This window comes from Thermostichus sp. MS-CIW-23 (assembly GCF_054059455.1).
On record NZ_JBSSCC010000005.1, the window covers coordinates 1 to 23,411 of the forward strand.

The window sequence follows — 23,411 nt, forward strand, 5'->3', positions numbered from 1 at the left end:
CAGCGGAAGGACGGCTCCTACTCCATCCAGATTTGTGTCGAGGCAGAGCCCCCCAAGCAACAGAACACCGACAAGGTGATTGGTGTTGACCTGGGACGGCGAGACATTGCCCATACCTCCGAAGGAGACAACTGGAATGGACAGCAGCTGAACAAAGTCCGAGATCACTACTGTCGGTTAAGAGCGTCTCTTCAGCGCAAGGCCAGTAAGGGCACCCGCAGTTGCAGGCGGCGATGCCGTCAACTGCTGCAACGGCTGTCTGGCAGGGAGAGACGCTTTCAAGCTTGGGTGAACCACAGTATCGCTAAGCGCATCGTTAAAACAGCAAAATCTCTTTCTGCCTGCATTGCAATTGAGGACTTGAGCGGCATTCGGGAACGCACCAATCAACACCCCCGCAGTCGTGAGGAGCGGCGGCGTAGCAATAGCTGGGCGTTCTACCAGCTGCGGCGGTTTATCGAATACAAGGCTGTGAGGGCGGGTGTCAAAGTGGTAGCTGTCCCTGCGGCCTATACCTCGCAGATCTGCCACAAGTGCCTGCGTATTCATCCCGACTCCGCTCAATCCTATCGCAAGGGTAAGCAGTTCAAATGCGGGCACTGCGGTTGGGAAGGGGATGCGGATTTTAACGGTGCGAAGGTGATTGCGCTTTTGGGGGCTGCCGTAAACCAGCCTAGAGGTTCGGGCCTGTTTTGTTCTCTGGTAGAGCAGAGCAGGCTCAGGGCTACTGAAAGCCCGCTCCGTACCGCTTAGCGGTCGGAGTCGGGTAGTTTACCTGCTGCTGGAGAGGCTGCTGGGGCCGGCCATAATGGGAAAACGCCATCCTGGCTGTGGCGGAATCCTTTGCGAGAGCTTGCCTGCATCCATGCTGGAACACGACATTGTCATCATCGGGGGAGGGCTGGCCGGTTGCCGAGCGGCTTTGGAGGTTATGCGACGGGATCCCAGCCTCGACCTGGCCTTGGTGTCCAAAACCCATCCCATTCGCAGCCACTCGGTAGCAGCCCAAGGGGGCATTGCCGCCGCCTTACAAAATGTTGATCCGCAAGATTCCTGGGAGGCTCATGCCTTCGATACCGTCAAGGGATCCGATTACCTAGCGGATCAAGATGCGGTGGAGATTCTAGCCCGGGAAGCTCCTGAAGTGATCATCGACCTAGAACACTTGGGGGTCTTGTTCTCCCGCCTGCCGGATGGCCGCATTGCCCAGCGGGCCTTTGGGGGACACAGCCACCCGCGCACCTGCTATGCCGCCGACAAAACTGGGCAAGCCATTTTACACGAGTTGGTGAGCAACCTCAAGCGCTTTGGGGTCAAACTCTACAGCGAATGGTATGTGCTGGATCTGATCCTGGCAGAAAACCAAGTCCAGGGCGTGGTGATGTTGGAGCAGGCCAGCGGGCGGCTGGAGGTGGTGCGGGCCAAGGCGGTTATGTTGGCTACAGGCGGCTATGGGCGCATCTACAACTCCACGTCCAACGACTTTGCTTCCACCGGCGATGGCATGGCAATGGTGGCGCGGGCCGGCCTGCCTCTGCAGGATATGGAGTTTGTGCAGTTTCATCCCACGGGCCTGTATCCGGTGGGGGTGTTGATCTCAGAGGCAGTGCGCGGAGAGGGGGCCTATCTGATCAATGGGAAGGGGGAGCGCTTCATGGCCGCCTATGCCCCCAGCCAGATGGAATTGGCCCCACGGGACATCACCTCGCGGGCGATTGTTACGGAGGTGCGGGCCGGGCGTGGTATTGACGGCAAAGATTTTGTCTACTTAGACCTGCGGCATCTGGGGGCAGAAAAGATCCACACTCGGCTGCCCTTCTGTTGGGAGGAGGCCCATCGCCACTTGGGCATCGATGCGGTTGTCGATCCCATTCCAGTGCGACCGACGGTGCACTACTGCATGGGTGGGATCCCGGTGACGGTGGAGGGGCAGGTACTGCGGGATGTCCAAACCCGTGTGGAAGGGCTGTTCGCTGCCGGTGAAACGGCCTGTGTTTCGGTGCATGGGGCTAACCGGCTGGGCAGCAACTCTCTCCTGGAGTGCGTTGTTTTCGGGCGGCGCACAGGGGCAGCCATGGTAGAGGCCGTCAGAGGTCGAGCCTTGCCGAAAGTGGACGAGGGATCCCTACTCAAACAGGCCGCCAGCCGGATTGCCGGGCTCCTGGAACGATCAGGGAAGAGCCGCATTGATCAGGTGCGGCGGCAATTTCAAGATTGCATGACCGAGCATTGTGGGGTCTACCGCACCGAATCGGTTCTCCAAGAGGGGATCCAAAAATGGCAGCAGATCCACCAGCGTTACGAGCGGGATTTGCGCTTGGACGATCGGGGCAAGGTGTGGAACACCGAGCTGATCGAAGCGCTGGAGCTGGACAACCTCATGACGGTGGGGGCTTTGATCCTCGCCAGCGCCCTGGAACGGCGGGAAAGCCGTGGCTCCCACGCGCGGGAAGATTACCCCCAACGGGATGATCAACGGTTTTTACAACACACCTTGGCTGCCTTTCGCGAGGGATCCCCTCAGATCAGCTATCGCCCCGTGGTGATCACCCGGTTTCCCCCTCAGGAGCGAAAATACTAACTTTCCAGAGGCCTCCCAGGCCGATTAGGATTGCTCTATCGTTCCCGTTAGCAGGATGGAGCCCCTTTCAAAATTATCCAATATCTAGGGATTCCATCTTCGCCAGCTTGAAATCTCGTCTACTGCCGGAGGGCCAGCCATGCAAGAAACCCTGGAGAAAGCAGCCGTCGCCCTGCAAGCGGAGCTGAATCTGGAGCCTTTTTGGATGCCCTTTACGGCCAATCGGCAATTTAAAGCCAACCCGCGCCTGTTGGTGGCCGCCCGAGACATGTACTACACCAGCCACGATGGCCGCCAAATCCTAGATGGGACTGCCGGGCTGTGGTGTGTGAATGCCGGCCACTGTCGTCTCCCTATTGTGGAAGCAATCCAACAGCAGGTGGCCCAACTGGACTACGCCCCAGCTTTTCAAATGGGCCATCCCAAAGCCTTTCAACTGGCAGAGCAGCTCATCCAGCTCACTCCTGCCGGACTGGATCACGTTTTTTTCACCAACTCTGGCTCTGAGGCGGTGGATACGGCCCTGAAAATGGCCATCGCCTACCATCGCTTACGCGGACAGGGATCCCGGCAGCGGCTGATTGGCCGGGAACGGGGCTACCACGGCGTTGGCTTTGGGGGCATCTCGGTCGGGGGCATCTCCAACAACCGCAAGTTTTTTGGCAGCCTCATTCCCGGCGTAGACCACCTACCCCACACCCACAACCTGGAGCAAAACGCCTTTAGCCGCGGCCTGCCTCGCTGGGGATCCCACTTGGCAGAAGACTTGGAGCGGATCGTCGCTCTCCACGATGCCAGCACGATTGCAGCGGTGATCGTAGAGCCGGTTGCCGGTTCAACGGGGGTGTTGCTGCCGCCGGTGGGCTATTTGGAAAAGCTGCGGGCCATTTGCGACAAATACGGCATTCTGCTCATCTTCGATGAGGTGATCACCGGCTTTGGGCGTCTGGGATCCCCTTTTGCGGCCAATTACTTTGGGGTGGTGCCGGATCTGATTTGCTGTGCCAAGGGCCTCACCAATGGCACCATCCCGATGGGCGCAGTGATCGTCAAGCAAGAGATCTACAGCGCCTTCATGGAGGCTGCTGGTTCCGCTGATGACCTGCACCGTCCAGGGGACAACAGCAGGACGCTGTCCTGGAGCCCCATCGAGTTTTTCCACGGCTACACCTACTCCGGCCACCCAGTTGCCAGTGCCGCCGGCTTGGCTACCCTGAACCTGTATCGAGAAGAAGGCTTGTTCGAGCGGGCTGCCAACCTCGCTCCCCTCTGGGAGGAGGCTCTCCATTCCCTACGGGGCTTGCCTCATGTCATCGATGTGCGCAACCTCGGCTTGGTGGGGGCAATTGAATTGGAAGGGATCCCTGGCCGACCGACAGCGCGGGCTTTTGAAGCTTTTTTGCGCTGCTACGAACGTGGGGTATTGATTCGCACTACAGGTGATACCATTGCCCTTTCCCCGCCTTTGATCATCGAGGAAGCCCATATTGAAAACCTGATCGCCACCCTGAAGCGAGTTCTTCAAGAGCTACCTTAGTCCTGAATCGACAAGAGAGACTGCCTGAGGGAGTTAGAAGCTTCTGGGGCTGGGCGTCGGCGAAGGACTGGGAGAGGGACTGGGTCTGGGCGAAGGGGATACCGAGGGAAAGGGATTGGGGGTGCCGGTCGGCGTTGGCGAGGGGGAGGGACTGGGCGCAGGCAACACCCGTAAAGGAGCTTTGGCCGAAGCAATTCGGCCCTGGGTATCCGCCACCATTGCCGTCACTTCATAATCCCCGGTGGGAGCAGAAGCAGGAATGGTAATGGGGATGGTGCCGATGCAGGCTCTGCTGTTGGGCTGACAGCCGACGGCAGCGGCAGTGAAATCAAAGGTGAGGGTGAGGGGGCTTTGCCGGATTTCCACCCGGAAGCTGATGCCGGCCCCCAAACCTGCAGGAGTCGTCACGGCCACCAGCACGTTGAAGGGTACCGTCTGTCGCGCGTCCGTCAGGGCCACCACGGCAATCGAAGGCGGCTCTGCCGCAAAGGAAGCAGTGGGAGAGGGGCTGGGAGTGGGGAAAGGATTCAAGAGGGGAGTGGGGGTCGGGGTAGGCAGAGGGGTGGGCGGCGGCGTAGGGACAGGACTGGGGATGAGGAAAGGAGTGGGCGTTGGAGCCACCACCGCTATCGGCGTGATGGTAACCGCAGGCTGTTCGCCGGCATCTTCTTGGCAAGCCACCAGTGACAACGACAGAAGAGCGGCTACACTGGCCCTTATTACAGAGGAGGCTGCTAACGTCCAGCTCTGACGGAACCTATGGGGCTGCTGTCTCATGGGGTTTGACTCCTCACAACACAAAGCTTTGGGATCCTGCCGGTTCTGGGAGAGCCGAGCCTTGGTGGTGTCCAACTCAAAAACTCGGCCAGGCTGCTTCTCAGCCACAGCAGCGCTTACACGCTGCTAACACTATAGATAGAGTCTTAGCTTTTTGCAAACCCTACCTGTGGACTCCCCCCTTTGGGGGTGAAGCCAGATAGAGGGGAATGACCTGGGCCGAGTTAGACTGGTAAGCGTGACAGCAAGACGAGGATCCATGGCAGCAAGGGCGGGAGCAGAACCATCTTCTGGCTGTGGAGAAGCAGAGGGGCAGACTGCCGTTGGCGTTGATGCCCTGTACCCCTCAGAAAACATCAGCGGGGCGGGGTATGCCCGGGAAGAGCTGCAAGAGGCTTGCGGGGTCTTTGGCATCCTGGCTCCAGGAGAGGAGGTGGCCAAGCTGGCCTACTTTGGCCTATTTGCCTTGCAGCATCGCGGCCAAGAATCGGCAGGGATCGCCACTTTTGAGGGATCCTTTTGCCGGGTTCACAAGGCGATGGGCTTGGTCTCCCAGGTCTTCGATGAAGTGAACTTGGCCCAACTGACCGGGGATCTGGCGGTTGGTCACACCCGCTACTCCACCACTGGATCCAGCCGCGTGGCCAATGCTCAGCCGGTGATCGTGGAGACTCGCCTGGGGCCGCTGGCTCTGGCCCACAACGGCAATTTGGTCAATGCGGAAGAGCTGCGGAAGGAACTGGAGGCCGCCGACCGGCACCTAACCAGCAGCACCGACTCCGAGTGTATTGCCCACGCCATTGCCCAGGCGGTGAACCAAGGTCAAGATTGGATCGCGGCCACTTGCCAAGCTTTGCGCCGCTGTCAGGGGGCTTTTAGTCTGGTGATCGGCACGCCAGAGGGCCTGATCGGGGCACGGGATCCCTATGGGGTGCGTCCGCTGGTGTTGGGGCTTTTGAGCAGCAACCCCGCTCTGGATGAGCTGCTGCAGTCAGAGATGCTGGAGATCATCTGCAGCGACGGCACCCTCAGCCACCCCGAGGCCGAGCCGCTGCATTACGTGTTGGCTTCAGAAACCTGTGCTTTGGATATCATCGGGGCCGATCCTCTGCGGCAGGTGGAGCCGGGAGAGTTGGTGTGGATCAGCCGTCAGGGGCTGCAATCGGTGCGTTGGGCGGAGGCCACCCCCAAGCTGTGCATCTTCGAGATGATCTACTTCGCCCGCCCAGACAGTTGGATGCACGGGGAAAGCCTCTACTCCTACCGGGTGCGGCTGGGAGAACAACTGGCCAAGGAGGCTCCGGCAGAGGCCGACTGGGTGATCTCCGTTCCCGATTCCGGCACGCCGGCGGCCATTGGCTATGCTCGCCAGTCGGGGATCCCTTACACCGAAGGGCTGATCAAAAATCGCTACGTGGGCCGCACCTTTATTCAGCCCACCCAATCCATGCGGGAGCGGGGCATTCGCATGAAGCTCAACCCCCTGGAGGACGTGCTGCGGGGGAAGCGGATCGTGATTGTGGACGACTCAATTGTGCGGGGCACCACCAGCCAGAAAATCGTCAAGGCCCTGCGCCAGGCGGGGGCTACCCAGGTCCACATGCGCATTTCCAGCCCCCCGGTCACCCATCCCTGCTTCTACGGCATCGATACCGATAGCCAGGATCAGTTGATTGCTGCCCAGCATTCCGTAGAGGAAATCGCCGAGAAGATTGGAGTGGATTCTTTGGCCTACCTGAGCTGGGAAGGCATGCTGGCTGCCACGGGCCGGGATCCCAACTCGTTCTGCTCCGCTTGCTTTACCGGCCACTACCCCATCCCCATCCCAGAAGGGCTGAAGCGCTCCAAGCTGGCCCTGGAACTGGTGGCTACTGGCAAGAGCCGCTAGGCTGCTCAGGGATCCCCGCTAGACTGAGAAGAAGAATTGCTTGGGGCAAGCCATGACTTTTCGCCTACGCCAATTGGGGGATCCCATCCTGACGCAAGTGGCCGAGCCGGTGACGGAGTTCAAAACGCCGGCCTTGCAGGATCTTATAGAAGGTATGCTGGCTACCCTGAAAGAGGCGCAGGGGGTGGGCTTGGCTGCTCCTCAGGTGGGATCCCTGCTCCAAGTGCTGATCGTGGCCTCTCGTCCCAATCCCCGCTACCCGGAAGCGCCGCAAATGCAGCCTTTGGTGATGGTTAACCCCCGTCTGCTGGCTTGCAGTTCTGAACAGGTGCTGGGTTGGGAAGGCTGCTTGAGTGTGCCCAATTGCCGTGGTCTGGTGGCCCGCGCCCGCGAAGTGGAGGTGGAGTATTACACTCCAGAAGGCGTTCAGCAAAGGGTGGTCTGGCAGGATTTTCCGGCGCGGATCTTTCAGCACGAATACGATCACCTGATGGGTCGGGTGTTCCTGCAGCGGCAGCCTCGGCAACTGCTTACCGAAGCCCAGTACCAAGCCCAGATTTTGGGTCAGCCCGCCTGAGGGATCCCACCATGCCCTACATGGTTATCTACGACGGCCTCTGCAACCTCTGTGCCACCGGCGTTCAGCTCTTGGAGCAACTGGATCGCGGACGGCAGTTTTGCTATGCCCCCATGCAAGATACCTCTACCCTGGCCCAATGGGGGATCCCACCGGAGCAGGTGGAGCTGGGGATGATTCTCATCGATCTGGAGCACCCAGAGCGCCGCTGGCAGGGATCCGCTGCCATTGAACAAATTGCCGCCCTTTTGCCGAGCGGGGAGGTGTGGCTGGCTCTGTACCGCAACTTTCCTGGCTTGAAGTTTCTGGGGGATCTGGGCTACAAACAGATCCGGGATCACCGCTACGAGTGGTTTGGCTGCCGTAACACCCTCTACCTATCGGCTTACCCTGTCTGTGTTCGCGGCCAGGATCTCCTGGTGGATTTGGTAGATAAGGAATCATGCTCAGCCCCGTCCAGCAACTGCTGCACCAATACGCTCAGGGGGAACGGGATTTCAAGCAGCTGAATCTCAGCGCCCTGGGGCTTTACCAAGCAGATCTGCAAGGGATCCTCCTCAGCAGGGCCGACCTCTCTGGCCTTTGTCTGGCTGAAGCAGTTCTGTGCCGGGCCATTTTGGTGGGAACTGTCTTGGTGAATGCCAACCTGCGCCAAGCCTTCCTGGAACAAGCCAATCTGTGTCGAGCAAACCTACGTCAGGCTAACCTATGGCGGGCCCAGCTAAAAGCTGCTGATTTGAACAATGCCCGCCTAACTGAAGCCATTCTTTGTTACGCTGACCTCAGCCATAGCCGCCTTGAGGGAGCCCATCTGCAAGGGGCGGACTTGAGCCATGCCAACCTCAGCCAGGCCAATCTCCGGCAAGCCAACTTGCGCCAAGCCAACCTGATGGGGGCTAACCTAAGCAGCGCCGTTTTGGCTGACGCCGATTTGCATCAGGCCAATCTCGTGGGAGCGGACTTGCGGGGATCCCTGCTGCGGAGCGCCCACCTTACCCCTGAGACCCAAATTGCAGAAAAGTGGCGCCAGGTGTGGCAAATCCTCAACTGGGAGCAGGAAGGACGAGATCTGGTGGGCAGGGATCTGTCGGAGGCAAATCTTTGCGGGGGCTATCTCCACTCGGCCCAATTGGATGAAGCCAACCTTGCCGATGCAGACCTCAGCCAAGTCATCCTCTGCAGGGCTTCCTTGCAAAAGGCTAACCTGCGCCAAGCTCGCCTACTGCAAGCGGACTTGCAGGGCTCCAATTTGCGAGAGGCTAACTTTGTCCATGCCGATCTGCGCGGCGCCAATCTCCGCGAAGCCCACCTCGGCGGGGCCGACTTAACCTCAGCCAACCTACAAGGGGCAGATCTCAGCCAGGCCGTCCTGCAGGGGACACGCCTAGACGCCCAGACCCAATTGGATCCCAAGTGGAAACAAGTTTGGCGGGTTCTCAACCAGCCGCGTTCCGGCTGGAGCTTGGCCCGAGCTAACCTTGCAGATGCGTATTTGCGCCGAGCCTACCTGCAGCAAGCGGACTTGACCGGAGCGGATTTAAGAGGAGCTGATTTGCGAGAAGCAGACTTGCAGGAAGCCAACTTGAGCCAAACCGACTTGCGGGGCACCAACCTGCGGGGAGCTAACCTGAACGGCGCTTTGTTCAAGGGATCCCTTTACGACGAGTACACCTTTCTTTAGATTCACATTGTTGCTACAGCCTATTAAAAATAGGATACAAGTATTCAAGAGGAAGGAGAGAGGGATATGCCAACCCATTCGCTAGAAGCTGGGAAGTGTAGCATAGAGCAGATAGTGGAGACCTCTTTATTACTTATCAACCCGTCCTGCTTCCGAAGTTGGTTTGCTAAGTGTTGCTACTGTGCCCCTTAGTTCCTTAACAGGCTGTATCGTTACTCCTGGGGCACCACCCGCCAAACGGTTCCTCTAGCCGCCATTGCTCGTGACCAAATTCAAAGCCTGAAAGAATGGGCTGCCGAGTTAGGAGCACGTACCGCTTCTCAAGATCAAGAGTTGATGCAGGAGCTACAGACCATCGTTCAAAGGAGAGGGTTAGGCCCCATTGAAGTCGATAGCCCTCCATCCCTTTCCTCTCCACCTCCTGCCTAAGCTGTTTTGGTCGGCTCGTTCCGAGTTGTGGCAGCTCCGTGGAAGTAGGCTTGCAAGCATTTTTTCCTGCAAGACGCGGAAAAACTCCGGTTGCCGCTCCGCTTGAATTTGCTGCCTGTGGATTAGCCCCCGTTAAATCCGTCCGGGGAAGCCGCCGATTGATCTGAGCTGCTCAGGTGGCCCCTTGTTGGATTAACTTCCGGCAGCTCCCAGGCAGGGCACTGGGATCGGATCCCGCACGTTAGCGTGCAGGACCGATGGTTTTGCACTTTTCGTATCCTTGACTACAGATTTTTTGGTAGGATTGATCGTGTAGAGGTACTGGTATGTAGAGCAGCCTTATGAGTGCAATCGCTGAAATGAGGGGGACAAGTCTCCTGGCCCGCCATCGCCAAAACATAGCAGCCTCCCTGGCCCGTCGTTTGGAAGCAGCTAGGGCGGCCAACAACACCCGCTTGATGGAGCTGCTGAAACAAGAAGAGCGGCAGCTGGCAGCCGAGTACGGCGGCAGGGATCCCTTCTCTTCAGCGCTCTTCAGAGGACTGCGCCACCTTTGGCAGAGCCTGAAGGCAGTCTTGGCGGCCTGCGATGAACTGCGGGTGCGGCAGTGGGTAGATGGCAGCGGCATGGTCTGGTGGTCTGTCCAAGACCCAATCACGGGAGAGCGCCTGTGTACCCATTCCGAGGGGGAGCTCATGGAGTGGATCGAGAAGCACCAGCGAGAGGATTAGTCTTCGCGGCTAGGACTTGCCTGAGCACCAATAGCCAGTGTTTCCCCTGGCGCTTCGTGCGTGTCCCAGTCTTTCCAGCTTGGGGAGGAAGGGAACAAAAAGTTTCACGGCTAGGCCGGGGCAATGGCCACCTGAGAATCCAAATTGATAGGATTACGAAGACTCATCATCTGCTTTAGGGGCCCTGGGATGGTTTGGCAATTGTTGACTTGGCCGGCCCAAAGTTTGCTTTGGCTAGCAGAGCAGATCCGAGAACGCGCCGAAGCACAGCTGGATAGCAAAGAAAACCTGCAAAAAGAACTTACGGCCCTGCAAATTCAGCTAGATTTGGGAGAAATTGACGAAGAAACCTACGCCCGCCGAGAAGAGGAGATTTTGCTGGCCCTGGAAGCCTTAACCAAAGCAGAAGGAGAAGCCGAAGCATAGAGTTCTGCCGGTGGGCCTGGAAGGGATCCCTCAGCATTGCAGGGGGGGCAGAACATGGGAGAATGAGCTTCTGTACACCCCCATCTTTCCTGGGCTGTTTTCAATGACTGGATCCCATGAAACCTTGGTGCTCCGCGACGAGCAAAACCAGCCTCTCAAGTGCGAGATCCTGCGGCAGGTGGTCATCGACGAGCAGACCTATGCTCTGGTGACTCCCGTTGATGCTGTGATCAAAGTGCTGGTTTGGGAAGGGGAAGAAGAACCCAGCCAAGCGGTGAACGGCGATGCCAACATGGAAGGGATCCTGGACGAGCCGGATCCCGAAGAGTTACAGGCTGCCCTGCCCACCATCCAGGCTGTCTTGGGGGAGTTGAACCTCACCTTGCAGCAAAATGGCTTCGACATCCTCACGGTTCAGGGGGAATTGCCCCCAGTCGAAGAGGAAGATGTGTTCGAGCTGGGCGAGAGCGAGGAAGATGCCCAGGAGTTTCAACTGCTAGCTACCTTTTTCTACCAAGAGAAGAAATACGGCATCTTTACCCCCCTCGATCCCGTTTTGCTCTACGCCGCTCTGCCTGACGAAGGGGATCCCTACCTGCTCACCCCCGATGAGCCGCCAGAGCTTTTTGATCAGCTCTATGCCCTGCTGCTGGATCTCGATGAGGAATGGGAAGACGGAGATGACGAAGAAGATGAAGACGAAGATTAGGCGGTCAACCCCTTCTGTTCTGCCGAGTTGGATACTGATACATTTACGCTGAACACTGCTGAACATCACTGTTCAACTGTGCAGCGATAGCATTCTGTTTGTTTCCAACCAGAATGGCGGTATCCCGCAAAGCTTTGAGTAGAATACCCAAAGCGCAGTTTCCGTGTCGTCTTACTACCAATTTTCTGCTTTGCTTTGGCTACCATGTTGGCAGACTCGAAAGTAAACAGAAAGATCAACTGGTAGTAATCCGTACTGAACATATTATACATTATTTTCAGTATAGTTGAGCTTATTATTGACTAGAGTCATGCTCCTGCCCAGCCAGTCGCCTCGGCGGTGCGGAGCACCATAGGGATAGAGGTGGTGAAACTACCCAGTAAAACTTGCCCAGAGTTTTTCACCAGCCACTCCAGACCCGTCTCAACATCTGTCGGGGGCGTCGGATCTGCGGGCCAAGGGTCAGAATAAGCCAGCCTCAGACCAGCCGCCTGAGCGTTGCCTAGCGATAAGGAGCAACAGGGATGCAGCCGGTTGATTTAACCACCCTGCGTGCTGTGCTCGCCGATCTAACCCAGGCTAAGACAGGTCGGGATCCAGTGTTGCCTGCCCGCGTGGAATGGATCCAACAGACCGATCTGTGGACGGTGGTCATTGGCTTGCGCACCCTCACTGCCCGCCCCTGCCTGCTGTTGTGCTGGCATCCTCAGGCGGCCCGTCTCCACCTCTGTCAGCCTCCTCCCAAAGAGCCGGATGGCTTTCAATTTAGCCAGTTCCTCCAACGGCACCTGAAGGGTTTGGCTCTGACGGAGCTGGCTCTGCTGGAGGATTGGGAACGGGTGATTGACTTGCGCTTTGCCCCTCGGCCCGGGGATCCCCCTTATCGCCATCTCTACCTGGAGGTGATGGGCAAGCACAGCAATGCCATTTTGGTGGACGAGGCGGGCATGATTTTGGCCAGTGGTCATGGGGTGAGCGAGCGCCAATCGCGGATCCGTCCGGTACAGCCGGGCCTGCCCTACGAGGCTCCTCCGGCCCTAACCGATCCGATCCCGCAGCGATCCGAGCCCTTCTCCTGCTGGCAAGAGCGCGTTGCCCTGATCCCCGGCCCCATCGGCCAACGGCTGTTGCGCTGTTATCGCGGCCTCAGTCGGCACTTGGTGGAAGCGATGTGTCATCAGGCTGGGATCCCGCCGCAAACCCCCAGCGATCACCTCTCTGCCCAGGATTGGCAGGCGCTGTTTGCCAGGTGGCAAGACTGGTTAACCCGTCTGGAAACCGGCCAGTTTGACCCGGCCCCAACTCCCCAGGGATACACCGTTCTCGGCTGGGCAAGCGGTGCCGTTCCCGTTAGCGGGACGGAGTCCCTGCAACAACCTTCTCGACTCAATCTGCACCAACTTCTGGAAGGCTACTACCAGGCTCAGCTTAACCGCGAACAGTTTGAGCGAGAGCGCCACCGTCTGCTGCAAAGGGTATCCACCCTGCTGAAAAAGCTCTATCAGCGGCGAGAGCAATTTGAGGCAATGCTGGCCGACTCCACCCAAGCGGAAGCCTCCAAGCAGGCTGCCGACTTGTTGATGGCCCACCTCCACCTTTGGCGGCCAGGGCTGCACCACATCGAGCTGCCGGATTTTGCCAGCGGCCAGACGGTCAAGATCCCTCTCGACCCCGAAAAAAATGCCATTCTCAATGCCCAAGCCTACTACCGCAAGCACCGCAAACAAAAACGGGCCCAGGATGCTATCCGGCCCCTACAAGAGGCGCTTGGCCAAGAGATCCTCTACCTCGAGCAGGTGGAAGCGTCTCTACAGCAGCTGGAAACCTATCGGGATCCCCAAGACTTGACCACCCTCAAGGAAATTGAGACCGAGCTGATTGAACAGCGCTACTTGGAGAGTCCCACTCGCAACAGCGGGACAGAGTCTCTGCGGGCGAGCTCAAAACATGCCTCACCGGCAACCTTCAACCCCCACCGCTTTACCAGCCCCAGTGGCTTCTCCATTTGGGTGGGGCGCAACAACCTGCAAAATGATCAGCTCACCTTTCGCGTGGCTCAGGAACACGATTGGTGGTTTCATGCCCAAGAGATCCCCGGCAGTCATGTGCTGCTGCGCTTGCCCCCCGGGGCTGTAGCAGAAAGCGAAGATCTGCAGGCGGCTGCTGATTTGGCGGCCCATTTCAGCCGCGGTCGCCTCAGCGAACAGGTGCCGGTAGTCTACACTCGCCCGAAACTGGTGTTTAAACCCAAGGGATCCCCGCCCGGCATGGTCGTTTACAAACAGGAGCAGGTGCTTTGGGGGCGGCCCAGCCGTGCTCAATTCCTCATTGCGTCAGCCCTCGTGAACACCGACGCGACCGGTGGCTTCGTTTCTGGCCCATGCCACGAGCAGGCTTGAGGGAATCTAGGGAAGAACCTTGAGGGAGTAAGCGGCGCTGCGGCCATAGCGGCTGGGGTCGTACATTTCTTCTGCCAAGGCAGGAGCCACCTGGAATTGGCCGGGGATCTCCGGACGGAAGAGATAGACAAACTCATGGCGACCCTGCTTGAGCTCGGTGCTGAAAAAGGCCACGCGGTCATCCCGATTCTCTTGGCGGGTCCAAAACCAGTCCCACCAGTAGTCTGGGGCCAAGCCGGTGAACTCTCGCGGATCCTGGGAGGTGATCTCGGCGCCGCTGGGCAGGGGATCCTCGACCACCACGTAGTGGCTGTCCCGCTCGGCTTCCACCGTCAACCGGGCCAGGAGGATTTCTCCGGCCCTTACTGTGTCGCCAGGGCGCAGCGGCTGCTCTCGGTAGCGGATCTCCCCGTTGGGTTGGAGCTGGGGCTGTAGGCGGAAGTAGCTGCGGCTCACCGCAAAGCCTTGGGCTTGAGAGGGCAGAGGGTTGGGGACGAAGGCTTCTCCCCTCAAGCTGTAGTAAAGGGGGCCAGGGCCGGACTTTTCCAGGCGCAGGCTGCTCAGGTTCCCCACTTCTGCGTCAGCCCAATCCAGCCCATAGCGGGGATCCCCAGCGCCGGCCTGCCAGCGACCGAGAAGGGATCCGGTTGTCCCATCCAACACCCGCACCTCGCCGGGGCTGGGAAGCTGCTGCTGCTGGGCCTGGTAGTAGGCAGATAGGCCGAGGAGAGCATCGGCGGTGGCTTTGGTGGTGCGCCAGCGGTTGTTTTGCTGCTGCTGGAGAAGGGCCTCGGCAATCTGGGCAGCCCGGTCATCCTGCAAGCGAACGGCCAATTGCAAAAGCGGGCCGGCCACCTCCATGTCGTCGTAGGTGGAGCGCTCGTGGGTTGCCAAGGAAGAGGCAGCCGGGATAAACCAGCGCCCTTGGGGATCCTGTTGCCGCCGTTGCAGGGCCTGATCCAGATCCGCCTGGGCAGTGTTCCCTTGGCCCAGTTGCAGGGCGGCCAGCCCTCGGTAGGCCAGGCCAAAGGTGGAGAGCCGCTCCGGCGGCGGCAGGTCGGCAGTCACCAAGGCGGGATCCCAGAGGGCCAGGCTGTAGGCGACAAAAGCCTGCAGATCCGGGGAGAGGGCTTGTGGCTGGGCCAGTTGAGCGGCCAGATAGTCCAAGGCCTGCCGCACCCGCCACTCTTTGAGGGCATAGCCAGCAGCTTGGGCAAGATGATATCCCTGCAGGATGTATCCGGTCAGATAGGGGTTGCTCCGGTCATGGGCCCACCAGCCCCAGCCCCCATCGTAGTTCTGGGATCCCTCCAGTCGCTGCAAGCCGGATCGAAGCACTCGAGGCAGCCGCTCCAGGGTTTGAGAGCGCAGGTTCAAGCCCAACTGCTCGCTGACTTGGGCGACGGCTAGGGCGGGCAAGAAGCGACTCAGGGTTTGCTCGGTGCAGCCGTAGGGGAACTTCACCAGGTAATCCAGCGGCCCCAGCAGGGTTGCTGCCGGGCTAGCGGCCAGTTCCAGGTGAAGTTGCCGGGATCCCGGCACCCAGGTGGCGGGCCAATCCAGCGGCAACTCCAGACTGCCAGACTCCCCTTCACGCAAGCCAGACGGGGTTCCCAGTTGGCCCACTTGGGAGAAGCGATGCGCCGCCCCAAAGGGCTGGCTGGGGATCCGCAGTTGCAACGCATCTTTCAGCCCATTCCCTTCCGCCCAGACCCGCAGAGAGGTATCTCCGGCCCCCAGAACCTGGAGAGGCCATTCCACCCGCCCCGCTCCTTGGGCCGGCACGGTGAGGCGTTGTCGTTCCGGGCCTTGCAATTTCAAGATCCCACCGGCAGGAACAGGAACTTCCAGCCGCACCTCCACCGCTTGGGCTTGACCCGTGCGGTTTTGCACAATGGCCGCCAAGGTGAGCTGATCCCCCACCCGGAAAAAGCGGGGAGCGGCCAAGCGCACCAACAGGTCTTTGCTAACCGAGACTGTGGCAAGAGCGGATCCCACCTGGGTGTCGGCAGTGGCGGCGCGGGCGGTCAAGCGCCAGGTGGTCAGGTTGTCGGGCCAGCGCACCTGCACCTGAGCCAGGCCATCGGCATCGGTGACCAGATCCGGAAACCAGGCGGCGGTATCGCGAAAGTCTTCCCGCACTTGGCCGGCCAGCTTGTCAGCACCGCCGGGATATTGCTGAGGGAAAGAGGTAGTGGTGGTAACTTGGTTGTACTGGCGCCCATAGAAGAAGCGGCGAATATCCGGGGTGAAGTCGGGTCGCAATAGGTAGAGGGCATTGTCTACAATCCCTAGGCCCACCTCGGCGCTCACCGGCTGCCCTTGGGCATCGCGGGTGCGGATTTGGATTTGGGCGGTCTCGCCCGGTCGATAGTTGGGCTTATCGGTCTGCAGCTCCACCTGCAAAAAGCGATCCAAGGGGGAGACCCGCAGCAGGGCCTCGCTTCGGTACAGCCGCCGCTCTGGGCCGATGGCAGTGGCAGTGACGTAGAGATTGGGACGATAGTCGCCGCGGATGGGCAGCCGCAGCGTGGCCGTATGCCCCTGGAGACGCAGCACCTGCACCTGGTGCAGCCGGGATCCCTCAATGCCCACCAGCACCGCCACATCCGGCAGCGGCGAGACTATCAGGATCTGGGCCTCTTCCCCCACCTGGTAGATCTGCCGATCCGCCACCACTTCCAGGCTGGGCAGGGATCCCCAACTTTGCAGGGGGCTGCCCGGCTCCACCACCCAGAGATAGTCCACCTCCTGCACCCGTTCGCGCCAGCGGTGCGGAGCACTTTGACGGCGGGGATCCCATGCCGTCAACCGCACCCGGTAGTCTCCCGGCTCCAGGTCGGCGGGCAGGTGGAGGTCGAGGCTGCCTTCCCCGTTGACAATCTGAAAAGGCTGCCGCAGCAGGGTACCTTGCCGTTGGTAGGTGTTGCTCTTGGGATCCCAGCGCCAGCGCTCCAGGCTCAGCTCTCCGGTGGCGCTGACGGGGCGGCCATCGTAATCGCGGGCTTGCAGCCGGTAGGTGAGGGTATCCCCCGGAGCCGGCAGATGGCGGTTCACTTCCGCAAACAGAGCAAATTCGCCAGCCGTGACCCAGGCCCGCGCCGATCCTGTTACCGTCCGGCGGCTGATATCGGTCACCTCCACCTCGATGCGCAGTTGCTGCACCTCTTGGGGGCCCCAGTAGCTGTCTTCTTCCCAGTTGAGATCCTGCAGCAGGCGATCCAGGCGAAACTCCGCCCGCCCTTGGGCATCCGTCACCCCTTCTCCTTCCGCCACCAACTGGCCGTAGCCGCCGTAGTAGCCCTGCTCCTCTCCCAGGTCGTCGGCGAAATAGTCTTCCTCGGCAGAACGGGGCAACAGCCCATAGCGCAGGCTCCAGTCGGGGCTGCTGTAAACTCGGTAGCGAAGCTGGGCAGCGGCCACCGGCGCGCCGAAAAGATACTCGGCCTCCACCTGCACCTTCAGGGATCCCCCCCGCACCAGCCAAGGTCGGTCGGGCACCACCGCCACCTCAAACTCCGGCTTGCGGTAGGCTTCCACCTGAAAAGAGGTGTATTCGCGGCTGGATCCCTGCGGCCCTGACACCTGCCACTCCAGGCCGTAGCTGCCCAGGGACGCTTCTTCTGGCAGTTGAAACTCCCCATGGACACTGCCAAAAGCATTGGTGGCCAGGGTTTGTTCGCTCAACACATCCCCGTTGGGGGCCGTAAGGGTCAGTTGCACTGCTTGTCCTGGGGGGGGCGGCGTGAGGCGGGTTTGCTCTCGCACCAGGGCGCGGAAATAGACGGTTTGGCCAGGGCGGTAGAGGGGACGATCGGTGTAGGCGTAGATCCGGTGGGGCTGGTTCCAGCCATAGGCGTAGCTGCGGGACAAAGCCTGCAGGGTGTTGTCGGCACTGCGGCCATAGACCACCAGGGAAGAAACCTCTCTCGCCGGCAGGCCAAAGCGGGCCAGCCCCTCTGCATCGGTGGTGGCCGTCAGGGGATCCCCCCACTCCCCGAAAACTTGGATCTGGATCCCGGCCAGGGGACGCAGCTCCCGCAGGTGCACCGCCTGCACCACCAACTGGCTGGCATCCTGCTTCTGGATGAGGCCGAGATCGCTCACCAAAAACCAATGGTCGAAACGGGGCAAGGGTGCAGCCGCATTCAGCGGCTCCCGGCCCTCCGCCTCCACCCAGTAGGCCCCCGGCGGCAGGATCCCCAGCTCCAAGGTTTGGGCTGTCCACCCCTCTCCCGCTCGTCGTGGCACCGGCTGCTGCCAACTGCGCACAAGCTCCCGCCGCAGGGTGGGATATAGAGCCGGATTCAGGGAGCCATAGCCAGCATCCGCCAAATCTCGCAAGAGAGGGGATCCCTGCAGCTCTGTCAGGGAAAAGCGATAGAGGCTGAGCTGCACCGAGCCCAGGCTGGTGGCCCGCCACTGCAGCCGCGCCGGTTCTGCGGTCGTAAACACCTGGCTGGTGCTGTAGAGATAGAGACCGGGGGGGACAAGCTGAGGGCGCAAGGTGGGGATCCGAACCGTTGCCCCCTCCCGCACCAGAACGGATCCCTGGCTGCCCACCGTTTCCAGTCCGGATCCCTGCACCGTCACCTGGTATTCCCCAACAGGCAATCGATCCAAGCGATATTCGCCATCTGCGGTCAAGCTGGAGCTGCGAGTGGCCGGGCCGGCGGCGATCACCCGGACGCTCTCCAGAGCTACCCCTGCCGGTAGCTCCACCCGTCCCGCCAGGGATCCCGTCGGCTGTTCGGAAAGCAGAACCGCCAGCCCTACCCCCAAAAACACCACCAGGGCCACCAACCATCGCCTCAGCATGGGATCCCTTTCCTTTGTTGCTCCTACCCTGTGCCCTGGCCGCCCTGGGGGTTCAAGGGTCAGCCCAATCCACTACTTCACCAACTCGAACACGTTGAACATGGGCAGGTACATGGCCACGATAATGCAGCCCACCATACCGCCCAGGATCACGATCATCAACGGCTCCAGCAGGCTGGTGAGGGCGCGTACCGCCTCCTCCACCTCCAGCTCGTAGAAATCCGCCGTCTTCATCAGCATCGCGTCCAGCTCCCCTGTCTCTTCCCCCACGCTGATCATCTGAATGGCCATGACTGGGAAGACCTTGGCCTTGTCCAGAGCAGGGGCAATCTGCCCTCCCTCTGAGATGGATTGGCGGGCGGCGTCAATGGCGTTGGCCACCACCTGGTTGCCGGAGGTGTCGCGCACAATTTCCAAGGAAGTCAGCACCGGCACCCCGGAGCGGGTGAGAGCGCCAAAGGTGCGGCAGAAGCGAGCCACCGCCGACTTCTGGATCAGATCCCCGAAGATAGGGAGCTTGAGGGCCAGCGCGTCGATGGTCTCCTTGCCGGCAGGGGTGCGGTAAAAGCGCCGGAAAGCAAAATAGACGGCCCCTAGAAAGCCCACCAGCCCCAAGCTGTACTGGGGCGTGCGTAGGAACTTGCTGATGTTGATGAAAAACTGGGTAAAGGCGGGCAGCTCCCCACCCAAGTCGTTGTAGATGCTCTCAAACGTGGGCAAGATGAACAGCACCATGCCCAAGAAAATCAAGACAGCCAAGATCGTCACCACCACCGGGTAGGTCATGGCTGACTTGATCTGCTTCTGCAGGCGATCCATGTCCTCCAGCAGCTTGGCCAGGCGGTTGAGCACTTCGTCCAGCACGCCGCCCACCTCCCCCGCCTGCACCATGCTGCAGTAGAGGCCGTCGAAGGCGTCGGGATAAGGGCGGATGGAGTCGGAGAGGTTTTTCCCCGCCTCCACCTCCGCTCGGATAGCCCGCAGGTACTTTTTGAGTTTGGGGTTGCCGGTTTGCTCCTCCATGATGGTGAGAGAGCGCACCATCGACACGCCGGCGTTGATCAAGGCAGCAAATTGCCGGGAGAACACTGCCTTGTCGCGAATGTCGATGGATCCCAGCATTGAGAAATCGAAAGACGTATCCAAGGAAAAGAAGGGTTTCTCCTCCTGAATGTCTTCCTGTTTGGCAAAAATCCCGTCTCGGCGCAGCCGTGCACGAACTTCGGTCAAGCTGTTGGCCACCACCGTCAGGCGTACCGGCTGACCGGCCTTTAACCCCCGAACCTTGTAGCGCGGCATGGCTGTACCCCCGGCTAGATCGCTCTAAATAACGAAATGGCTTTAAATGTTTCGCAGGTGCAAAAGAGAAGTCAGCCCAAACCTTGGGCAGATCAACAATCTCTCAGCTAGAGCTTAGCCACAAATCAAGTCAGCGGCTAGAGATCGGCAATGAACCCTCACCCCGGGATCCCAGCACTGCCTGGTGGCAACGAGGTTTAGCGACGGGTGGCAACTGCTGGTGGCCGCTGTTGCTGGGCAGCCGCGGCTGGCGAGGGCCCGGTAACGTTGCCCAAAAGCCGTTGCAACTCCTCGGGGCGAGAGGTCTTAGACATGGCCGTATCGAAGTCGATCTTGCCCTGTAGGTAAAGGTTAGCCAGATCTTGCTCCAGCGTTTTCATGCCCTGCTTGCCCCCCGTCTGGATAGCCGAGTAGATCTGGGCAGTTTTGCCCTCCCGAATCAGGTTGGCAATGGCCGGCGTCACCACCATGATTTCCTGCACCAGCACCCGTCCAGGCTCTCCTGGCTTGGGATTGAGGCGGCGGGCCAGAGTTTGGGAGAAGACGGCCTTGAGGGAGTTGGAGAGCTGCACGCGAATCTGCTGCTGCTGCTCGGGCGGAAACACATCCACCAAGCGATCCACCGTCTGGGCGGCAGAACTGGTGTGTACCGTGGCAAAGCAGAGGTGGCCCGTCTCGGCGGCGGTAATGGCCAACTGGATGGTCTCCAGATCCCGCATCTCCCCGATCAGGATCACATCCGGATCCTCCCGCATCGCTGCCCGCAGGGCATTGGCAAAGCTCTTGGTGTCTTCCCCCAGTTGCCGCTGGTGGATGATGCTGCGAATGGGGGTGTAGATATACTCAATGGGATCCTCGATGGTGAGGATGTGCTCGGCCCGTTCGCGGTTGATCATGTCGATCATGGAAGCCAGCGTAGTCGATTTGCCAGATCCCGTTGGGCCGGTTACCAGCACCAAGCCCCGCGGCAGGCGAGCTGCTTCCTTACACACATCCGGCAGGCCCAGCTTGTCGATGTTGGGGATCTCAGAAGCCAGGGCCCGCATGGCGCAAGCATAGGTGCCGCGATCGCGGTAGACGTTCACGCGGAAGCGCCCGATCCCCCGCACCCCATAGGAGCAGTCCAATTCCCAGTTTTGCTCCAGCTGCTTGCGCTGGTTGTTGTTCAGCATGCTGAAGATCAACCGCTGCACCTCCTCTGCCGAGAGAGGCTCATGCTCTGTCGGCTCAAGGTGACCATTGATGCGGAAGTAGGGGGGCAAACCCGCCGAGATATGAATGTCGGAACCGCCCTTTTGGACGATTGCTTCCATGAGGTCTTCGATCATCAGTTGGGGCATAGGGTTGGGTTCTCCAAAGGCGAGTAGAACTGTCTATCAAAAGAGCCGCCGGCCAAAGCCATGTGAGAAAGGCAACTGTATAGGACTGTTATAGTCGGCACCCCAACATCGTCAAGTGCCAAGCCGACTTCCTAAAACTTCGGGGTCAGGCAATAGGGGCAGTCCATCCAGTCCACATGCAAGGCCGCGCCACAGTTGCGGCAGGTGCTGAGAGCCTTGGCACGGGCCTTCAGCTCGCTTTCCAGACCCTTGTCGGTGAGGGTCACCCGATCCACCTCCTCCAGCGTGGTGAGGCCCTGCTTCACCAGCATCAAACTGTAGGCCAGCAGGGTTTTCATGCCACTTTCCACCGCCGCTTCTTTGATCACCTCCGTGGGGGCCTCTTTGTTGATCAAGTCCGCAAGGCGGTCGTTCATGCGCATGAACTCGTACACCCCTACCCGACCTTTGTAGCCCACGCCCCCACACTTCTCGCAGATGGGCTTGCCGGTGGCCTTGCGCTGCTCCACTTCTTTGGGGGAGAGCTTGTTGGCTTTGTAGAAGGTGAGCTGCTCGCCGTCGCCACTGAGGGTAAGGCCATAGCGGGCCAGCTCCTCCGGCGTGGGGTGGTAGGGGATCCGACATTCGGTACACACTCGGCGCATCAAGCGCTGAGCCAGCACCCCCAGCAACGAGCTGGAGATCATAAAAGGCTCGATCCCCATCTCCGTCAGACGGGCAATGGCGCCAGGGGCATCGTTGGTGTGCAGCGTGGTCAACACCAAGTGGCCCGTGAGGGAGGCTTCGATGGCGGTTTTGGCCGTCTCGTGGTCGCGGGTTTCCCCCACCAGGATGACATCCGGGTCTTGCCGCAAGAAGGCCCGCAGGATCATGGCAAAGTCCATGCCCTTTTCTCGGATCACCTGCACCTGAGTGATCCCCGGCAGCGAGTATTCAATGGGATCCTCGGCGGTGCTGATGTTGATGCCCGGGTCGTTCACCTCCGCCAGGGCCGAGTAGAGGGTGGTGGTTTTCCCGGATCCCGTTGGCCCAGTTACCAGGATTAGGCCAAAGGGTCGCTTGACAATCTCCTTGAAGCTTTCCAAGGTCTCTGGGTCGGTGATCAGCTTGTCCAGCCCCAGTTGGGTGGCGGAGTTGTCCAGAACCCGCAGCACGATCTTCTCCCCATAGCGGGAGGGCAGGGTGCTGACCCGAAAGTCCACCTTGCGCCCCTTGAAGACCCGCCGGATCCGCCCATCCTGGGGCATGCGCCGCTCGGCAATATTCAGGTCGGAGATGATTTTAAAGCGGGCAGTGAGGGCGGGGACGATCTTCTTGGGAAAGTTTTCAAAAGCCTGCCGCAACACCCCATCTTTGCGGAAGCGGATGCGCAGGTATTCTTCTTGTGGCTCGATGTGGATGTCGGACGCCCCATCCTGCAGGGCCTTGACCAGGATCTGGTTGGACAGTTTAATAATCGGGGCATCATCTGCCGATTTGACCTGCTGCTCCAGGGATCCCTCGCCGACCTCATCGGCAGCCACATCCTCAATAGCATCCAGATCGATTTCGGCAGTGTTGACCACCACCTCTTCTTCCTGTTGGGCAGCAGCCGCCTGTTGGGCAGCAGCCGCGTCGTTGATCCCCTTGATGGCCAGCAGCTCCGCCTGCGCATCCATGTAGCGGTTGATCAGGGTCTCGAAATCCCGCTGGGTGAAGACCCGCCGCTGCAGCTTGAGCCCCTGGATGCGGAAGCGCCGTTGGATGTCATCCAACGCCTGCAGGTTGTCTGGCTTGACCATCGCCACCGTCACCTGATTGTCTCGACGGCGAATGGGCAAGAACTTGTAGCGGTTGCAGATGTCGAGGGGCAAGATCGAGTCGATCAGCCCAATCATCTCGGAGATCTCCACCGGCTCCAGGTCGATGTCGAGGGAGGGGATCCCGTAGATGATTTTCAGTTCAAAGAGCTGCTGCCGTTTGTAAGCCCGCTCCAGGTCAGGGGTGATCTCTTTGCCCACGATATCCTTGACCACCAGAGCCAGGGCCTTGCTGTTGCCCTCTCGATCCGCTTTGAGGGCGTTTTGGATGTCCTGGATCTGCTTATCGTCGGCAAAGCCCAGCTCCTTTAACTTGCGGCCAAAGGGGGTAATGCTGACGTTGGCGATGGCCAGAGCTTTGCTGGCAGCGCCGGCGCGGCGCGAGGTAAAGGGAGGGGAAGGAAGATCGCTCATGCTGGC

Annotated in this window: 16 protein-coding genes and 2 pseudogenes; 12 read left to right on the forward strand and 6 right to left on the reverse strand. The window is 60.0% G+C overall.

Annotated features, from left to right (window positions below):
* From ACVW0B_RS02945 to ACVW0B_RS02955, 3 genes are all read left to right on the forward strand, one after another.
* Nucleotides 1–753 (forward strand): RNA-guided endonuclease InsQ/TnpB family protein (locus ACVW0B_RS02945; protein WP_457490911.1); only part of this gene is annotated, 753 nt, incomplete at its 5' end.
* Nucleotides 754–865: 112 nt separating this feature from the next.
* On the forward strand, nucleotides 866–2,581 hold the full coding sequence (locus ACVW0B_RS02950; protein ID WP_457490912.1) for a succinate dehydrogenase/fumarate reductase flavoprotein subunit: 1,716 nt from the start codon (nucleotides 866–868) through the stop codon (nucleotides 2,579–2,581).
* Nucleotides 2,582–2,720: 139 nt separating this feature from the next.
* On the forward strand, nucleotides 2,721–4,118 hold the full coding sequence (locus ACVW0B_RS02955) for an aminotransferase class III-fold pyridoxal phosphate-dependent enzyme (protein ID WP_457490913.1): 1,398 nt from the start codon (nucleotides 2,721–2,723) through the stop codon (nucleotides 4,116–4,118).
* Nucleotides 4,119–4,151: 33 nt separating this feature from the next.
* Here the strand turns inward: ACVW0B_RS02955 and ACVW0B_RS02960 are convergent, their stop codons facing one another.
* Nucleotides 4,152–4,808, reverse strand: coding sequence for a hypothetical protein (locus ACVW0B_RS02960; RefSeq protein ID WP_457490914.1), 657 nt, complete (start codon nucleotides 4,806–4,808; stop codon nucleotides 4,152–4,154).
* 346 nt (nucleotides 4,809–5,154) lie between these two features.
* On the opposite strand from ACVW0B_RS02960, the gene purF reads away from it, so the two are divergent.
* The 8 genes and pseudogenes from purF (at nucleotide 5,155) to ACVW0B_RS03000 (ending at nucleotide 11,336) form a co-directional block, all read left to right on the forward strand.
* The gene (purF, locus tag ACVW0B_RS02965) at nucleotides 5,155–6,783 is read left to right on the forward strand and encodes an amidophosphoribosyltransferase (RefSeq protein WP_414413259.1); all 1,629 of its coding nucleotides are present in this window, start codon (nucleotides 5,155–5,157) and stop codon (nucleotides 6,781–6,783) included.
* Between the two features lie 52 nt (nucleotides 6,784–6,835).
* Nucleotides 6,836–7,360, forward strand: coding sequence for a peptide deformylase (gene def / locus ACVW0B_RS02970; RefSeq protein WP_011433713.1), 525 nt, complete (start codon nucleotides 6,836–6,838; stop codon nucleotides 7,358–7,360).
* Between the two features lie 11 nt (nucleotides 7,361–7,371).
* On the forward strand, nucleotides 7,372–7,869 hold the full coding sequence (locus tag ACVW0B_RS02975; RefSeq protein ID WP_414413258.1) for a thiol-disulfide oxidoreductase DCC family protein: 498 nt from the start codon (nucleotides 7,372–7,374) through the stop codon (nucleotides 7,867–7,869).
* Nucleotides 7,803–9,041 carry a pentapeptide repeat-containing protein gene (locus ACVW0B_RS02980; protein ID WP_457490915.1) on the forward strand — a complete coding sequence of 413 codons (1,239 nt, stop codon included), beginning with the start codon at nucleotides 7,803–7,805 and terminating at the stop codon, nucleotides 9,039–9,041. Before ACVW0B_RS02975 ends, ACVW0B_RS02980 begins: the two co-directional genes overlap by 67 nt.
* Nucleotides 9,042–9,131: 90 nt before the next feature.
* Nucleotides 9,132–9,233: pseudogene (locus tag ACVW0B_RS02985) on the forward strand (IS630 family transposase); the annotation flags it as partial.
* Nucleotides 9,234–9,811: 578 nt separating this feature from the next.
* Nucleotides 9,812–10,201: a hypothetical protein gene (locus tag ACVW0B_RS02990; protein ID WP_414342319.1), complete on the forward strand. Its 390-nt coding sequence runs from the start codon at nucleotides 9,812–9,814 to the stop codon at nucleotides 10,199–10,201.
* Nucleotides 10,202–10,390: 189 nt separating this feature from the next.
* Nucleotides 10,391–10,627: a gas vesicle protein GvpG gene (locus tag ACVW0B_RS02995; RefSeq protein WP_457490916.1), complete on the forward strand. Its 237-nt coding sequence runs from the start codon at nucleotides 10,391–10,393 to the stop codon at nucleotides 10,625–10,627.
* Nucleotides 10,628–10,730: 103 nt separating this feature from the next.
* Nucleotides 10,731–11,336, forward strand: coding sequence for a DUF3727 domain-containing protein (locus tag ACVW0B_RS03000; RefSeq protein ID WP_457490917.1), 606 nt, complete (start codon nucleotides 10,731–10,733; stop codon nucleotides 11,334–11,336).
* A gap of 43 nt (nucleotides 11,337–11,379) precedes the next feature.
* On the opposite strand, the pseudogene ACVW0B_RS03005 reads toward ACVW0B_RS03000, so the two are convergent.
* Nucleotides 11,380–11,596, reverse strand: a pseudogene (locus ACVW0B_RS03005) (hypothetical protein); the annotation flags it as partial.
* 264 nt (nucleotides 11,597–11,860) lie between these two features.
* Between ACVW0B_RS03005 and ACVW0B_RS03010 the strand changes: the two are divergent.
* Nucleotides 11,861–13,735, forward strand: coding sequence for an Rqc2 family fibronectin-binding protein (locus ACVW0B_RS03010; RefSeq protein WP_457490918.1), 1,875 nt, complete (start codon nucleotides 11,861–11,863; stop codon nucleotides 13,733–13,735).
* A gap of 6 nt (nucleotides 13,736–13,741) precedes the next feature.
* On the opposite strand, the gene ACVW0B_RS03015 is transcribed toward ACVW0B_RS03010, so the two are convergent.
* The 4 genes from ACVW0B_RS03015 to ACVW0B_RS03030 all read right to left on the reverse strand — a co-directional run bounded on the left by ACVW0B_RS03015 (nucleotide 13,742) and on the right by ACVW0B_RS03030 (nucleotide 23,405).
* A complete protein-coding gene (locus tag ACVW0B_RS03015; protein ID WP_457490919.1) occupies nucleotides 13,742–18,553 on the reverse strand; it encodes an alpha-2-macroglobulin family protein in 4,812 nt (1,603 codons plus the stop codon).
* 72 nt (nucleotides 18,554–18,625) lie between these two features.
* Complete coding sequence (locus tag ACVW0B_RS03020) at nucleotides 18,626–19,852, reverse strand: type II secretion system F family protein (RefSeq protein WP_011433722.1); 1,227 nt, start codon at nucleotides 19,850–19,852, stop codon at nucleotides 18,626–18,628.
* A 197-nt stretch (nucleotides 19,853–20,049) separates the two neighbouring features.
* Entirely contained in the window at nucleotides 20,050–21,192 is a 1,143-nt protein-coding gene (locus ACVW0B_RS03025; RefSeq protein WP_414352159.1) for a type IV pilus twitching motility protein PilT, read from the reverse strand.
* A gap of 131 nt (nucleotides 21,193–21,323) precedes the next feature.
* Nucleotides 21,324–23,405 carry a GspE/PulE family protein gene (locus tag ACVW0B_RS03030; RefSeq protein ID WP_457490920.1) on the reverse strand — a complete coding sequence of 694 codons (2,082 nt, stop codon included), beginning with the start codon at nucleotides 23,403–23,405 and terminating at the stop codon, nucleotides 21,324–21,326.
* Nucleotides 23,406–23,411 lie beyond the last annotated feature (6 nt).

Bases quoted from the DNA above. Each gene is read 5' to 3' on its own strand.
- ACVW0B_RS02950 (WP_457490912.1), top strand. From the start codon at position 866: ATGCTGGAACACGACATTGTCATCATCGGGGGAGGGCTGGCCGGTTGC.
- ACVW0B_RS03010 (WP_457490918.1), top strand. From the start codon at position 11,861: ATGCAGCCGGTTGATTTAACCACCCTGCGTGCTGTGCTCGCCGATCTA.
- ACVW0B_RS03030 (WP_457490920.1), bottom strand. From the start codon at position 23,405: ATGAGCGATCTTCCTTCCCCTCCCTTTACCTCGCGCCGCGCCGGCGCT.
- ACVW0B_RS03000 (WP_457490917.1), top strand. From the start codon at position 10,731: ATGACTGGATCCCATGAAACCTTGGTGCTCCGCGACGAGCAAAACCAG.
- ACVW0B_RS02955 (WP_457490913.1), top strand. From the start codon at position 2,721: ATGCAAGAAACCCTGGAGAAAGCAGCCGTCGCCCTGCAAGCGGAGCTG.
- ACVW0B_RS03025 (WP_414352159.1), bottom strand. From the start codon at position 21,192: ATGCCCCAACTGATGATCGAAGACCTCATGGAAGCAATCGTCCAAAAG.
- def (WP_011433713.1), top strand. From the start codon at position 6,836: ATGACTTTTCGCCTACGCCAATTGGGGGATCCCATCCTGACGCAAGTG.
- ACVW0B_RS03015 (WP_457490919.1), bottom strand. From the start codon at position 18,553: ATGCTGAGGCGATGGTTGGTGGCCCTGGTGGTGTTTTTGGGGGTAGGG.
- purF (WP_414413259.1), top strand. From the start codon at position 5,155: ATGGCAGCAAGGGCGGGAGCAGAACCATCTTCTGGCTGTGGAGAAGCA.
- ACVW0B_RS02995 (WP_457490916.1), top strand. From the start codon at position 10,391: ATGGTTTGGCAATTGTTGACTTGGCCGGCCCAAAGTTTGCTTTGGCTA.
- ACVW0B_RS02990 (WP_414342319.1), top strand. From the start codon at position 9,812: ATGAGTGCAATCGCTGAAATGAGGGGGACAAGTCTCCTGGCCCGCCAT.
- ACVW0B_RS02975 (WP_414413258.1), top strand. From the start codon at position 7,372: ATGCCCTACATGGTTATCTACGACGGCCTCTGCAACCTCTGTGCCACC.
- ACVW0B_RS02980 (WP_457490915.1), top strand. From the start codon at position 7,803: ATGCTCAGCCCCGTCCAGCAACTGCTGCACCAATACGCTCAGGGGGAA.
- ACVW0B_RS03020 (WP_011433722.1), bottom strand. From the start codon at position 19,852: ATGCCGCGCTACAAGGTTCGGGGGTTAAAGGCCGGTCAGCCGGTACGC.